This window comes from Enterococcus sp. DIV0213h (assembly GCF_051711285.1).
Classification (GTDB): domain Bacteria; phylum Bacillota; class Bacilli; order Lactobacillales; family Enterococcaceae; genus Enterococcus_D; species Enterococcus_D casseliflavus.
On the sequence record NZ_JBIOMH010000001.1, the window covers coordinates 3,545,693 to 3,560,445 of the forward strand.

Annotated in this window: 13 protein-coding genes and 1 pseudogene; 5 read left to right on the forward strand and 9 right to left on the reverse strand. The window is 39.5% G+C overall.

The window, feature by feature from the left end; translation table 11 throughout:
• Positions 1 to 125: 125 nt before the first annotated feature.
• The 4 genes from IGI77_RS16645 to IGI77_RS16660 form a co-directional block, all read right to left on the reverse strand.
• On the reverse strand, positions 126 to 1,574 hold the full coding sequence (locus IGI77_RS16645) for a helix-turn-helix domain-containing protein (protein ID WP_010748935.1): 1,449 nt from the start codon (positions 1,572 to 1,574) through the stop codon (positions 126 to 128).
• A gap of 537 nt (positions 1,575 to 2,111) precedes the next feature.
• Positions 2,112 to 3,506, reverse strand: coding sequence for a glutamate decarboxylase (locus IGI77_RS16650; protein WP_074934182.1), 1,395 nt, complete (start codon positions 3,504 to 3,506; stop codon positions 2,112 to 2,114).
• Between the two features lie 29 nt (positions 3,507 to 3,535).
• Positions 3,536 to 4,945 (reverse strand): amino acid permease, encoded by a 1,410-nt coding sequence (locus IGI77_RS16655; protein WP_010748933.1) that lies wholly within the window; start codon positions 4,943 to 4,945, stop codon positions 3,536 to 3,538.
• 26 nt (positions 4,946 to 4,971) lie between these two features.
• A complete protein-coding gene (locus tag IGI77_RS16660; RefSeq protein WP_438770371.1) occupies positions 4,972 to 5,613 on the reverse strand; it encodes a hypothetical protein in 642 nt (213 codons plus the stop codon).
• 152 nt (positions 5,614 to 5,765) lie between these two features.
• Here IGI77_RS16660 and IGI77_RS16665 point away from each other — a divergent pair, with 152 nt between their 5' ends.
• Positions 5,766 to 6,194: a hypothetical protein gene (locus IGI77_RS16665; RefSeq protein ID WP_438770372.1), complete on the forward strand. Its 429-nt coding sequence runs from the start codon at positions 5,766 to 5,768 to the stop codon at positions 6,192 to 6,194.
• Positions 6,195 to 6,806: 612 nt separating this feature from the next.
• On the opposite strand, the pseudogene IGI77_RS16670 reads toward IGI77_RS16665, so the two are convergent.
• Positions 6,807 to 7,249 (reverse strand): annotated as a pseudogene (locus IGI77_RS16670) (GNAT family N-acetyltransferase).
• A 409-nt stretch (positions 7,250 to 7,658) separates the two neighbouring features.
• On the opposite strand from IGI77_RS16670, the gene IGI77_RS16675 reads away from it, so the two are divergent.
• Together IGI77_RS16675 and IGI77_RS16680 are read left to right on the forward strand one after the other, a co-directional pair.
• Positions 7,659 to 8,078: a MerR family transcriptional regulator gene (locus IGI77_RS16675; RefSeq protein WP_311903588.1), complete on the forward strand. Its 420-nt coding sequence runs from the start codon at positions 7,659 to 7,661 to the stop codon at positions 8,076 to 8,078.
• A 75-nt stretch (positions 8,079 to 8,153) separates the two neighbouring features.
• Positions 8,154 to 9,020 (forward strand): aldo/keto reductase, encoded by an 867-nt coding sequence (locus IGI77_RS16680; RefSeq protein WP_438770373.1) that lies wholly within the window; start codon positions 8,154 to 8,156, stop codon positions 9,018 to 9,020.
• Positions 9,021 to 9,286: 266 nt separating this feature from the next.
• Here the strand turns inward: IGI77_RS16680 and IGI77_RS16685 are convergent, their stop codons facing one another.
• The 4 genes from IGI77_RS16685 to IGI77_RS16700 all read right to left on the reverse strand — a co-directional run bounded on the left by IGI77_RS16685 (position 9,287) and on the right by IGI77_RS16700 (position 11,894).
• Complete coding sequence (locus tag IGI77_RS16685) at positions 9,287 to 10,231, reverse strand: NADP-dependent oxidoreductase (RefSeq protein ID WP_438770374.1); 945 nt, start codon at positions 10,229 to 10,231, stop codon at positions 9,287 to 9,289.
• A 145-nt stretch (positions 10,232 to 10,376) separates the two neighbouring features.
• Positions 10,377 to 10,727 carry a winged helix-turn-helix transcriptional regulator gene (locus tag IGI77_RS16690; RefSeq protein ID WP_015510556.1) on the reverse strand — a complete coding sequence of 117 codons (351 nt, stop codon included), beginning with the start codon at positions 10,725 to 10,727 and terminating at the stop codon, positions 10,377 to 10,379.
• 249 nt (positions 10,728 to 10,976) lie between these two features.
• Complete coding sequence (locus tag IGI77_RS16695) at positions 10,977 to 11,591, reverse strand: lysostaphin resistance A-like protein (protein WP_438770375.1); 615 nt, start codon at positions 11,589 to 11,591, stop codon at positions 10,977 to 10,979.
• Between the two features lie 54 nt (positions 11,592 to 11,645).
• Positions 11,646 to 11,894, reverse strand: a complete 249-nt coding sequence (locus IGI77_RS16700; RefSeq protein ID WP_015510558.1) for a hypothetical protein — start codon at positions 11,892 to 11,894, stop codon at positions 11,646 to 11,648.
• Between the two features lie 176 nt (positions 11,895 to 12,070).
• Here IGI77_RS16700 and IGI77_RS16705 point away from each other — a divergent pair, with 176 nt between their 5' ends.
• Positions 12,071 to 12,655: a TetR/AcrR family transcriptional regulator gene (locus IGI77_RS16705; protein ID WP_438770376.1), complete on the forward strand. Its 585-nt coding sequence runs from the start codon at positions 12,071 to 12,073 to the stop codon at positions 12,653 to 12,655.
• A 54-nt stretch (positions 12,656 to 12,709) separates the two neighbouring features.
• Positions 12,710 to 14,524: an alpha/beta fold hydrolase gene (locus IGI77_RS16710; protein WP_438770377.1), complete on the forward strand. Its 1,815-nt coding sequence runs from the start codon at positions 12,710 to 12,712 to the stop codon at positions 14,522 to 14,524.
• The last annotated feature ends 229 nt before the right edge of the window (positions 14,525 to 14,753 follow it).

The following is a 14,753-nucleotide window of genomic DNA, read 5'->3' on the forward strand; positions in this document are numbered from 1 at the left end:
TTCATTCCGTCATCCATGATAAGAGCAATTCAAGCTCCTTTTCCTTTCCCTCCTTCGCAGATAATTGAAAAAGCAGCGAATCACCTATCCGTTGACTCACTGCTTTTTAACTAACAAGTAATGGCTCACACCACAAAAGAATGGTACTTAGAGTAAGCAATTTGATCGACGATCGCAGAAACCTGATTGACATCTAAATCGGCACCGATGGCAGTCACTTGATAAAATTGACCATAATTGTTGCCAAGTTGAGGGACACGGGCGTTTGAAATCAGCAAATCGTATTCTTCCTCATTGTTATAAGGAGAAATAGTCACATTTTGTTTCCCTTTTAGTTCATTTTTTAACAAGTAAATGGAAGCATCTGCCAAAAGACTGGAGCCCATATTTAAGACCCCGATCCGTACCCGATATTCCTCTTTCGGTGATAACAGATAGATTAAAAAGACCAGACGTTTCTTGAGGTAGTTGAGTTTCGTGGGTGTAAACAAGTTGGTTGGTGCAATAATGTGTTGCAGGATGTCTGTAATCACTTGATCTCGCAAGGAATTGTGAAACAGCTTGTGGTAATAATTCAAGGTGACTCTGTCAATGGAGTAATTTACCCCATGAAAGTAATAGACTTGTGCGATCAAGGAGAAGACACTGGCTTTAATATCGATCGTCGTATGGGAGGCTTCAAGACAATAAATGGACTGGATCGCTGCCATGACTTCATCGGTGATCTCAAAGACAGGATTTTTATTGGTATACAACCCTAAGCGAAGCTCCTCGTAAGGAATTCCTCCTACCGTAACGAGAAAAAGACAGATAAAGAAGGGGACGATCTTGGCTTCGTCTACTGAACAGATGCTTTTTTTCGACACATAGGCCTGTCGAATAAAGCGACAAATCGGCATTTCTTGGCAGCGATTGATTTTGATTTGTTCCTCCGGACTTAAGCTTCCCAAGGTTGTGTGAGGTGTGACTTTTTTCATGATCACAAATAGCCAGATCTTCAACTGCTTTTGTTGCGCAATCGAGAGGGTTATTTTTTTCGCTAACTCCGCCACTAGGTCATCGATCAAAACAGAATCGATCGCTGTTTCCCCCATTTTTAAAAAATTATAGTAAAAATAAATGCGTTGCGTCATCGTTCCCGCTAGCTTTTTGTTCTTTATCTTTAATTCAAAATGCTGCAGCAGCTGATTGCACTCTGCAATCACACGATTCAGTGTCCCGACGCTTATTTTTAATTCATCGGCTAATACGAAAGCATCATAGCCTGCATGTTGAAACAAATAATGGATAATTTGATATTTTACAGATTTTTTCAATAACGTGTCGGTCAAATCATCCAATGAGACGCTGTCGTTTACTTGCAGATCAAGGGTATAACGGTTGATTGCAAAAGAGACCTTCTCATTTTTTAGTTGCTGCTGAAGATTTTCTGATAGTTTCGTCAAGGTTGGCATCGTAATCTCTAATTCCCGACACGCATCACTTTTTTTGATATGACCCGTCGATAAATACAAGAATTTGAGCAAGATATACTCCAATTTCAAGTCTTTATCCAGTAAGTCTTCTTTATACATGACTGTTTTTCCTCCTGTGTAAATCCTTATTCTTTTCGAATAGTCACAACCAATTTACAGAAAAAGATAGCAGTACATTCCCTATGAAACAAACAAATGCAGTAAAAACATGCCCTTTCTACACATACTTTTCCTTCACTTACTCCCCAAATAAACCAAAACGAACGAACAAAAATGCGCCCTGTCAGACGAACTTTCCTTAGAATTTCCTCGCAACAACGTTCTCGGATTTTCTTTTTGTTTATGTAAAACATGCTTCTCTAAAAAAATATATTTAGACCATAATAATTAATACTATCACAAGCTAGAAATGTCAATAAATGAAATTATCAAGCGCCATTTTTTTACTTTCTCTTAAAAAATGACACTATCAAGTACTTACCCGTTCTTATAAGCAAAAAAATCAAAGGCAGTCGATGCAACCGCCTTTGATTTTTCTATAAACCATTGTTCATTCAGTCTTGCAAAAAACGTTTCATAAAGGGTCTTTTTATTCATTGAAAAAAGCAATGAACGGGTTTCTAGCGATACCGTTTCTTAATGTGAAAAGCCATAGGTTTGATCAGATGAAACATGACGGCTTGGTCGCTTGTTCAAGCGCTCGATTCCTTCTTTCATGTCTTGCACCAGATCCATTGCCATTTGCATACTTAAATCTGCCCGGCAGACAAAGCGTTGGATATTGATATGTGATAGATTATCAGGCAATGGATAGGTAGGGACTTGCCAGCCTTTCATGGCAAATTCATCCGTCAAATCATACAGATTCCAAGAAATGTCGGCATCTTCTTTTAATTTGTAGCAGACGATCGGCAACCGTGACCCATCATTATAAATATCGAAGTAACCCATGTTTTCAATCTCTTTTGCTAAATATTGGGCAACATCACTGGTCTTTTTGTGGATCAAGCGGTAGCCTTCAAACCCATTGCGGATAAAGGTGTAATATTGTCCGATGATTTGGCTGGCGCTTCTTGAAAAGTTGATGGCCATCGTTGGCATTTCACCGCCAAGATAACTTACTTTGAAGACCAATTCTTCTGGAAGGAAATCTTTTTCTTTCCAAAGCACCCAACCGATACCAGGATAGACTAACCCATATTTATGTCCAGACGTACTGATGGAACGAACGTTTTTCAAACGGAAATCCCATTCAAGCTCTGGTTCCATAAATGGTGTGTACAATCCACCACTAGCCGCATCCACGTGGATGTAGACTTTGTAGTCGGTGTGTTTGTTGTATTCCTCTAATTTCTTATCTAGTGCTTTGATGTCATCGTATCGTCCAGTGTAAGTGATCCCTAAAATACCGACGACCCCGATCGTATATTCATCTAAATAGTCTGTGACCTTTTCAACATTGATGCTGCCATGTTCCTCATCGATAGGGATCGTCCGCATTTCAATGTCCCAATAAACACAGAATTTTTCCCAAACGACTTGATAGGCAGAAGAAATCACTAAGTTTGGTTTTTGTTTATTGATATCTAAGCCAAGTTTTTTTGCCCGATTGCGCCAAGCAAATTTTAAGGCCAATCCACCTAGCATACACGCTTCACTTGAGCCTACCGTTGATGTACCGATAAAATCGGACGCTTCTGGTGCATGCCATAAATCAGCGATCATGTTGACACAGCGGTTTTCAATTTCTGCTGTCCGTGGGTACTCGGTTTTATCGATGGCGTTTTTATCAAGGGTTTCACTCATGATTTTGACTGCTTCTGGTTCCATGTAGGTTTGACAAAACGTCGCCAAATTTTGTCTTGAGACCCCTTCATCGATCAATTGATCTTTGACTAATTCATAGGCGTCCCGCGGTACCAAGGACTCTTTTGGCAATTTATACATAGGGATCGCCCGATCCATTGCCTCATTCCCATAGATAGGTTCCAAATATTGGGCTTCTTTTCGATTTTTTTTACTAAATAACATGCAGCTCTCCTCCTCATAGGTTGTGCTTTTTATTTTTTATCGCTTGCTTTTTCACCTACGTATTTATAGATGACAAACGGTATCACGACAATTATCAGCCAGCTGATGATCAAGATGGCCAAATAGGTTCCGCCTTTTCCCGATCCAATATCGCTCGGTGGAAAGAAGGAAATAAAGAAAGAAAAAATAGAAACAAGCAAACCAACCATCGCAACACCAATTTTCACATTTTTCCCACCAGGAATATGATACGTTCTTGTTAAGTCGTCTTTTTCCTTGACTAACTTAATATACGAAAGAAACAAGAGAACATAAGCAACCAGATAGATGCAGACCGTCAAAGCCATCGCAACGAAGAAGGATAGATTGGCGCCCCCGCCGCCTAATGTCAAGACAACCGCCCAAATAGAAACAATGATGCCTTGCACCAAAACGATATTGATTGGGACATTGTGTTGATTGACTTTGGCCATTTGTTTTGGCAGCAAGCCATTTTCAGCTGCTTCAAGCATCGCCGTCGATGGGCCAACTACCCAAGCAGCAATTTCTGCAATAACACCTAAACAGATGACCACGGCAATCAAACGAACCAGCCATTCCCCGCCGCCAAAATGATGGATCAAATAAGAATAGGCTTGGATCACACCAGTATCAAGAGACAATTGATTTTGGGGAATCGTGGCAGCCACCGTTGCTCCGCCGAGCGTATCCAAAAGAATCGTCGCTACGACTAAAATCAAAATGGCTTTCGGGTAATTCTTCCCAGGATTGTCCATGTCTTTTACGTGACTGGCAGAAGATTCAACCCCTGCATAGGCCAAAATAAAGGAAACAAAAACGACCAGCGTATTGATTTTCGTAAAATCAGGAATCCAAGCGCCTGAGCCAAAGGAAACTTTGATGGGATTTCCTTGAGCAATGTAAACAATTCCTAGGATAAAAAGTATGATCCCAGTTGCGACGATCCCCACAAAGAACCCTACTTTGGCAATCTTCGCGGTATTTTTTGTTCCGCCAAATTGTGAGATCGTAATCAACCAAAAGATCACTAAAGTGGCAATCAGCTTCAGCCAAACATTGGTATTAAGAGCCGGCCAATTTAGGGCATAGGAAAGCGCCCCGACAATAAAGTAAATCATCGTAATAAAGCCTACCGTGATTTGGAACCATTGGAAGAAAATGGCAGCAAAGCCCCATTTTCTCCCTAATGTTTTTGAGACCCAGGTATAGAGTCCCCCTTTTTCCCATCCTTTTACAGTAGCCATCTCCGCAGAGCAAAGGGCCACAGGGATAAACCAGAGGAAACCGCCGACGAGTAAATAAAAAACTAGATTCATCTTCGATGTCGCAAAGGTTGGATACTCATATACCGTCATCACCATTGAAGCAGTTATCGCAAAAAAACTCAACAATGATAGTTTTTTCTTGCTAGTATCCATTTTTTTCAACCTCCTATCGTTAGATACTATTTTTCAGCAGCGGAAGAAAGATCAATATGGTACGTATGTGTCAGATCGCCATCTGCTTTAAATTCGATTTCGATTGCTTTGATCGCTGGCAAACTTTGTTCTTGTGCTACTTTAAAGTGAATAAAGCCATCTTTGTGATTGTCATGGGTCAAAATTTCATCATCTAAATAGTCCACAAATACTTCCGCTTCAATTTTCTTGCCATCATTCAACACCAAATATGCTTTGTCAGGTTTGATTTTTTTGTCTTTCGAATCTTCATTAAACAATTGGTATTTCAGTGAAAGCAATGTTTTGTATTCTTTGTCTTTGTGTTTGAACGCTTCTACATTCACAATTTTTACATGGTTCACTAAAAAGCGAATGTGATCCCAACCAGCATTTTCATAATTCGTTTCATACCAAACAACATCTTTGACTTTCGGATCGATTCCCTTGGTTACGATTTCTTCAAAATACCCGTCATCACTCAATTTTTCACTTCCCACGATCACCTCATCTGAAGAATCACTGATCAACGTTTCGGTTCCTGACCCAGAGACCACTTCCCCTGACTCTTCCACTGTTGAGCACGCACCTAGAGTGAACAAAACGCCTACACCTAAAACGAAACCTGCAACTAATGATGTTTTTTTCATTGTAAATCCTGTCCTTTCTTTTATTATTTTTATTCCATCTCAGGTATACCATTTATCTAAAAAAAGCGAATATCTAATTTTTTATTTTAAAAACAAAAAAACGCGAAAAATACTTCGCGTTTCGGTGCTATCATGAAGTGCAGATAAGAACAATGACCATTGAAAAGAAAGGACTGAGTTTTTTGAGAGCGCTTGTGGTCGTCATAACCGCCTTTTTGTTGGGTATCCGCCCACTTTCAGCTGCCTTTTGTCTGGAAAGTACGGACGGACCTACTTCTAGCGCAACGATTTCTCGGATAAAAGCTGCCAAAAATGAGTGGGTGCCTGCTGGGTCACAAAGGTTTGTTGGAACGCTAATGCTTCCTGATACAAAAGACAACGTGCTGACAGCTGACGGGTATTTTCTGAGAAAGCCTTCCAAGATTGCGACGAATAGACGCGCAGCAATAGCAGCTTGTAGGGTTCAAAAAACACCAAAAACCGCACGGGGCAGCCAACTTACTCAGCGTTGCAGCTCTTCAGCCCTTACGACTTTGCGGTTAGAAAAAGCGTGTCAGGCACGGGCAATCAACCGTCCTTAGTTCTCATCCGAGTATCTGGTGTCGTACACGACGCCTTCATCCACAGGGTTTCCGCAGTGATGGCACATAGGTAAGTCAAAAACAAATGATCCTCAAACGTTTATCCTCACGTGTATCCTAGACAAATCTACTTCCCCATCCTGAACACAAAAAATAGCCACTACCTACTTTCCACTTACTTGTGCCATCCTCTGCTTGATAAAACGATCAAACTTTTTTGATTGAAAACAAAAAATTGCCTATTCTGTTTTGATCATTTTTTAATGATCAATCATTGCTTAGCAAGCTAAGCCCCCAAAAACCCCAAGCAGCCCCCGAAAAACAGTTTCGGAGGCTGCTTTGTGTGAGCTTTTCATTCAAATTGGAAAGTTTTTTGGAGGCATTGCAAATGAAGCTGACTTGATTGGGTAGCAGCCTTTCACATTACAAGCGTAATCTAAATGATGACGACCTATAAAATGATGAATGATAGACAGTCGTATATAACGACTGCTGAAAATAAAAAGCTTGTGACGCTTATCTTGTTTCTAAAATCGTCTTCAATCAACCTAATTTTAGATCTTCTAGGCATCCAGCCAAGCAATCCTCAAAAACAAAGAATGAAAAAAACAGCTACTTTTTAGCAACTTTCTTCATATAAAGAATCGGATAAGGATTTCCTTGTTCGTCCAACTCGCTTCTTCTGTATACCTCAAATCCCATATGCTCATAAAATCCTTTCGCCTGAGGATTCTGTTCATTTACTCCCAGTTCATTTACAGCATAGTTTTCCATCCCGTATGCCAAGAGTTTCTTTCCTAGGCCCTTGCCTCTTTGTTCATTTGCTATAAACAGCATTTCAAGATTTCGATCCGAGATCCCCATGAAACCAGCTGCTCACTTTCTACGACAATCAAATGCGGCACATGATGCAATGCCTCTGGAATGTATTGCTTAATGGCTTGGATTTCAGACTCTGACAAAAAGGTGTGCGTCGCCTTAACAGAACTCTCCCAAACTTCAATTAATTGTTGCTCTAACTTTTGATTCATATTATTTACTTCTTTTATATTCATGAATAGTCACACTCTCATCAGCTTTTTTTCGTTTTTCATAACAAGAACCGATTGTTTCCTTGATCCAAGTTAAGAATTTTCATCATCATCATAACATGAGATGGATTTATTTAAAATCTATGGAAAAAAATGCCTCGCTCATATAGATAGCAAAACAATAATCTAGGTATGTATTTCTGAATTTTAAAAGAGCATGATATGCTTTGAAGCACACTAAAAAAGGAGCTTTCAATACTGATGATTGCTCAAATCATTCTGTTGGAATAAAAATGCTTGTAGCTTTTTCTTCATGAATAGCCGCCATAACGAACAAAATATATTCTTTTAAATAAACGAGTTTAAACCACTTGCCTTAGAGTCCACTTCAGGGTTTATGATTACTTATAGAAAAAGATAAGGAGAACCGACGATGAATATAAAAAAAGCAGCGGAAATGTTTGATTTGAGCGTAGACACATTGCGCTATTATGAACGAGTCGGTGTGATTCCACCTGTTCAACGCAATGAGAGTGGCTATCGGGTGTACACAACGAATGATCTAAACTGGATCTATTTAGCAAAACATTTACGAAATGCAGGATTGTCGATCGAATCACTAATTGATTTTGCCCAATTGGCACAAGTACGTGAAAGTCAAAATGTCGAAAAAGCCCAAAAACAGATTTTAGCCGATCAACTCGAAGAATTAGAGAAAAAGTTAGCAGAAATGCAGGAAGTACGAGACCTGCTTATTTATAAGATAGAAACGTATGATGAGCATATCGCAAAATTCAAAGCAGGAAATATGACTCCTGATAAAGTGGAAAAATTATGGGAACGAAAGAAATAAAATCTTTTACTTGCTATGGACCTAACTCCAAGGTTTAGGATAGAACATGTAATGAAAATTAGAGGAGGAAACACTATGCAAACAATCACACTCAATAATGGTGTCACCATGCCGCAACTAGGATTTGGCGTTTATCAAATTCCTTTGGAAGAAACAGCTGAGGCTGTTTACCAAGCAATCAAAGCTGGGTATCGTCTGATCGACACTGCTTCTATTTATGGAAATGAAAAAGAAACAGGCGAGGGAATCAAGCGTGCCATCAGTGAAGGTCTAGTCACTCGAGAAGAACTTTTTATTACCTCTAAATTATTTATTCTACAAGCTTCCGAAGATAAAGCTAAGGAAACGATTGAACATTCGCTTGAAACAATGGGATTAACTTACCTTGATCTCTACCTTATTCACCAACCATATGGAGATATTTATGGTGCTTGGCGCTCAATGGTTGCTGCTCAAAAAACAGGAAAATTACATGCAATTGGCGTTTCAAATTTCAAATCAGCTAAGATGATCGAGTTTGTCGGCTTGAATGAGGTGAAACCTCAAATCAATCAAATCGAAGTGAACCCTTGGAATCAACGAGTGGAAGATCAGGAATGGCATGAAAAATATGACGTCCAAGTGGAAGCTTGGGCACCTTTTGCAGAAGGGCGTCATGACCTATTTACCAATCCGACATTAGCAGAAATTGGCAAGCAATATGGCAAAACGGTTGGCCAAGTTGTGCTTCGCTGGTTGATGCAAAGAGGGATCGTCGCTTTAGCAAAAACAGTTCGTCCAGAACGGATGGCTGAAAACATTGCTATTTTTGACTTTGAGCTTTCCCAGGAAGACATTGAAAAAATAGCCGCTTTAGATAAAAAAGAGTCCGCATTCTTTGACCACGATGCCCCCGAACAAGTGGAATGGTTTATGAATCGGATGTTAGATACTGAAAACTAATAGGGTTTTTATTGAAGGAAACCAATACAAGTCCGCTTCCGTTTCGAAAGGAAGCGGACTTGTATTGGTTCTTACTGAGTTGTATTTTGTCTCTTTTCATGGTAATTCTTACAAAATTTTTGGAAATTCTGCCTTGATCAAGTAACTGAAGAATCCATCGATTAAACTCATTTCTCTGGAGCACTGTGCTTGTAGCTAAACAACGGACAGCGTTCTGTTACGCTCGCTCTTAAAATCTCTATTGTACGATTTCTATTTACTACTCCCTATTTATCAAAGACAATGATCTTTTTGCCAGTATTTCCGCCTGCTTGGAAATCAAGGTGAGCTTGCTTGATTGCTTCTAATTCAAAGGGATATGTCTTGTCTACAAGGACATCAAGTTTTCCTTGCGCATAAAGATCAATGACTTCTTTTAGCTCTTCAACAGACATGAACCCCATAGAATACATACCAGTAATTTCTCTACGCTCCGTTTCAACAGGATCGATTGGCGCATTAACAGAAGTGACGCGTCCACCTTTTTTGATTACTTGATAACTGTTCTCCAATGTTTTAGGACCAGTCAAGTTGACCACTAAATCGACATCAGAAACCAATTTTGTGAAATCTTCTGTTTGATAATCGATCGTTTCATCTGCCCCTAACTCCTTCATATAGTCAGCTTGTTCAGCGCTGCCTGTTGCTATGACATACGCTCCGGCATGTTTTGCCAGCTGAACAGCTTTAGACCCGACACCGCCAGCACCGCCATGAATCAGTACTTTTTGTCCATCTTTTGCTTGACCATCACGAATGGTTGCACCGTAGGCTGTGGCCACGCCAAGGAAAAATCCACCTAACGGCACCAAGTCCAGCTCCTTCGGTACAGCAGCAACAACTGCTGACTCGTCTAACAAAATGTATTCAGAATATGTACTCATAAACGCCATCCCAACCACATGATCACCTACTGAAAAGCGGGTCACATCATCTCCGACAGCTGTTACGATACCAGAAAAGTCTTGTCCCAAAGAGTGTGGAAGCACAGGTTTCAATTCTTTTGGCATCGTTGGAAATGGTCCATTCGCACGAATAACAATATCAGGATCATTCACGCCGATCGCTGCGGTTTTGATCACAATTTGTTTAGCAGCTGGCTCAGGGATAGCAGTTTCAACCATTTGTATAACATCTACAGAGCCATATTGATTCAGTATCATTTTTTTCATAAAAAAACCTTCTTTCTTAAGATGATTTCATTATGACCTGTTCCCTCAATAATAAAAAGTACCATATTTTTTGATAGGTACTATCGTTTTCAATAGATTTGTGTAATCATACGGATTTCAGGTACAAAAAAAATCCTTGAACGCTTCAAGGATTGACTACTTTTTCGTTTTCTGACTCATAGGTAGAAGCAAATGTTTCTAAGGCATCCAAAACTGGCATGAATTTATGCCCCATTTCGGTCAGTGAGTATTCAACTTTTGGCGGCACTTGCGGATAGACTTCACGATGAATGAGGCCATAGCTTTCAAGCATGCGCAATTCCTTTGTCAAATTTGCTTGGGTCACCATGGGCATTTTACGACTAAGCGCACCGAAACGAAGCGTTTTGTGCCGTAAAAAGGACAAGATGACCATGGACCACTTGCCGCGTACGACCTTCTGGACGCTAGCCACTGGGCATTCTACAAATAATTCAGTTTCTTCTGTTTGCTGCATCACTACTTCCTCCTATTCGCTCACTTTTGCTGCGGTCTTTCATATCAGCAATACTACCGAAATGATGACGACATACGAAAACATGAAGTATAGACATCAGTATATAACGACTGCAAAAAATAGCAAGCCCGTAGCGCTTATCTGAACTCTCAAATCGGCTTCAATCAACCTAATTTTAGAGCTTCTAGGCGTACAACCAAGCCATCCTCAATTCCTTTACGCTTATAGGCAGCCACTGCACAGTAATTTTTAGATCAAGATGGCTGCTGCCAGCACAACGAAATTATAGAAGCTATGTGCAAAAATGGATTCCCAAATATTTCCCCTACGTAAATAGGTGATCGTCAAATAAAACCCTATGACAAAGTAAGGAAAAAGAGCAAAAAGATTCCCGTTCACATTTACAATATGACTCTGAGTAAAAAGCAAGAGACTTCCGGCAGCAGTGATGATTCTCAACCATCGTTTTTCTCCAACATAAATCAGTGAATATCGATAAAGGATTTCCTCAAAAACAGGTGCTAGCAAAAGGGCATCAAATACAAAGGGAAGGGTTCGTTGATCTGAGGGATAAACAAAAATCAACGCATTGAGATCACGAAATAAAAGAATATTAATTAACCCGATTGTAAGGATGATACTCGTAGGAACGATTAGAACGATTTTTATTAATTTAACTTTATTTAGCTTTTGATAACTCTCCACTAAATAATTACGAAAGAGTATAGTACCGAATAAAATGAATAGTAATTTTATCCCAATATGATTATAACTCATCAAATATCTTGCATAAGAAGAAGGAATGCCATGTATTGCTAGCCCCTTCCATAGGACATAAAACAATAAAAATAACCCTCTTTTCAACTTATCCCTCCTTATGAACGAAAGCTTTATACTCCAGATATTGTTACTCTTCTTTCAGTTCTTCCTATCTCTAAAATAACAAAAAACCAAATAACCACTCGAGCATACTAACAAAGGAAGCCCGACATAGAGCATACCAGTTCCTAATGGATAATTAATAGCAAGATCAAGTTGGATATTCTTAAGTTCTTCTTTGCTGATTGTGTCAAAATCTTGAATAGGGATCAAAATCGTCTGTAAAAAAAGGCCAACGATCGTCATAAAAAGGCTGATCCCAAAACAGCCAATTGCAAATTTTTTCATAAGAGTCCTCTTTTCAGCATACACTTTCTTACTGTATGTTCTTATTATACATATCAACCATTAAAAAAAGAACCTTAAATTATTTTTTAACATTAATTTTACATCAATAAAAAGAAAATGAATCAATCGGCAAACAAAAAATTGACAAGACTCAATTAGTACTATATAGTTCTATTATGACAAATTATAAACGTTCAAATAAAAACCGAGTGATCGAAACAGCCGCCAGCCTTTTTCTCAAAGTCGGCTACACGTATACCAGTATGGATGAGGTCGTGCAGCAAAGCGGTGTGTCAAAATCAAATGTCTATTACCATTTCTCAAGTAAGGAGGAATTATTACTAGCAGTGATTGATTTTTGGATCACTATATACCGAGAAAAACTAGCAGACATTTTGAAACAGACCAATCTAACTTTGGAAGAAAAAATGTTGACCTTTCTAGAAAGTTTGGCTGAAGAAATTGAAGAGCGGGACTATCAAGGCAGCTGTCCCTTCATTACTTTCATTATGCAAGCGCCGAAAAATGATCGGCAGGTCCAAGAAAAAATCAATCATTTTTTTGATTATTTAACGCGTATCTGCAAGGGATTGATTCAAGAAGGAATAAATACTAAAGCATTTCGTGAAGATATCAACGTCAAAGAAACGGCGGAGATTTTTGTGAACAACCTTGAAGGGGCACTCTTTTTAGCAGAAGTAAAAAAAGAGAGTCAGTATCTCACTACTACAGCCAAAAATTTATTTAAATTACTCGTTTAAGAGTAATTTTTTTATATAAAATTAGGACTAAACAGTTCTAAAAAGGAGAAAATAATGAATATTTTAATTATCGGGGCAACTGGGTTTATTGGCAAAGAAGTCGTCAAACAACTCGCAAAGGAAGATGTTTTCTTAACATTACTTGTCAGAAATTCAGCGAAAGCAAGACCATTACAAGCATTAGCCCCTGAAAAAATAGCATTGGTAACAGGCGATTTAACAAAAGAGAACTTAGGCTTAAATGCGATCGACCAAGAACGAGCGATGCACTGCAACATGATTCTTCACTGCGGCGGTCCGATGGATATCACCTTATCAGAAGCAGCCGCGAAGAGCTCCTTTTTAGAAGGCAGCAAAAACCTCATGACCCTTGCAACAGAAATCAACAAGAGAAACAAATTGAAAAAGATCATCCACGTAGCTGGGTACATGAGCCCATTCACAGATGATGCTTCTGTCTGGGAAACGACGGATGTGTTCAAAGAGGTGCATCCAGCGTTACTTGGAACCCCGCCCTATGAGCAGATGAAGTTTTTATCTGATATTTATATTCGACAAGAAGCGAAAAAGCACCATATTCCTTTAGCCGTGATCAATCCGCCAACCGTCATCGGTGATGAGCAAACAGGCAGCACCGAACAACTCGAAGGCTTTGGCTTATTTATAAAAATAATCCGAAGTGGAGCCTTACCTGTTATCCCCGGAGGAACCGACTATCGACTGCCGTTGATCAATAAAAATGTACTCGCTCAATTTATTGTCAAAACCATATTCAATGAGACAAAAGACGAAATGACGTATCCCCTTGTTGCCGATAAACACGCCGATAAAGAGATCGTTCAACTGATGGGACTGATTTCTGAAAGTCTTAATCGAAACAAACCTCGTCTGAGCGTTCCTTTTGGTTTACTCAAGTTCGTTATGGCAGCTGGCGGAAGCAAACTAACGGGTATTCCTGAAAGCAGTTTAAACTTTTTGACCAATAGAACGTTTGACAACCGGCTGACAAAACGCGATTTTGAACCGGAACTGATAAAAAAAATAGCAGCATCAAACATCCCGCTAGCAGTAGCTGACATTGATTTTCGCTTGACCTATGGGGAAGAAAGCCTAACACCCTACACACGCATAGCTGTCAACGAAGCGACGGTCTATCAATTGGAGGGCTCTGCTACTCCTCTCGTGCTTTTGCATGGCTTATTTAGCGATGGCACCGATCTCTTTCAACTGGGACTAGCATTGAATAAGCAAACAGGCAGAAAAATTATCATTGCAGATTTACCAGGATTCGGAAGATCTCCGTTTATTAAAAAGCAACAGCTGTTGACACCATATCTTGAATTGATACGCTCACTAAATAATATCCTGCCTGACGGCTCTGTCTTTATCGGCCATTCTTTTGGTGCCGCCTTGTTATTAACAGCCGCTGAACAGCGCTTCTTTTCAGAGAACGATCAACTGATTCTTTTACAACCACCTATTCAAAAAACCGATTCGGTCCCTGCAACATGGCTCAGTAAACTAGCTTTAAAGCATGCATCTGAACGACAATTACTCGCCTATTTCACAAAAAAAGGACTGCTGATAGACGAAACAGCCTCTTCTAGTGAATATTTAAAAAGAGTGAAGAAGAGTGCTCGTTCTTCACGGATAGTCAACACAACACTTCAACTAAATCGGTTGTTAAAAGAAATGTCCCTTCACCAAAGAATAGATCCTTCGATTCCAATCGTATGGGGAACCGAGGATAAAAGCTATTTACCGCCAAGAGAAACGACTAAAATAGTCGATCTGCCATTGGGTCATCATTTTCCAATCAGCCATCCGCAAGAAACAGCTGATGTGTTGGTAGAGTTAATCGAAGGGTGATTTTAGAGAGGCATGCGATGATTGATCAATTGCGCTAACCTTGCTACCGAAAATTCCTACTTAATATAATTAGTTATTGAAAGGTGACCCTCTCTTTGATAAGAATGGTGTCAGTACCTTCCTAACATTCTTCATGTAAGAGATATAATCCTCTATGAAATAAATTTACATGGCCTCTGTGAGGGTTTCTATCTCTCAACTATCAAGAAAGAGAAGCTTGGCTGAAGTC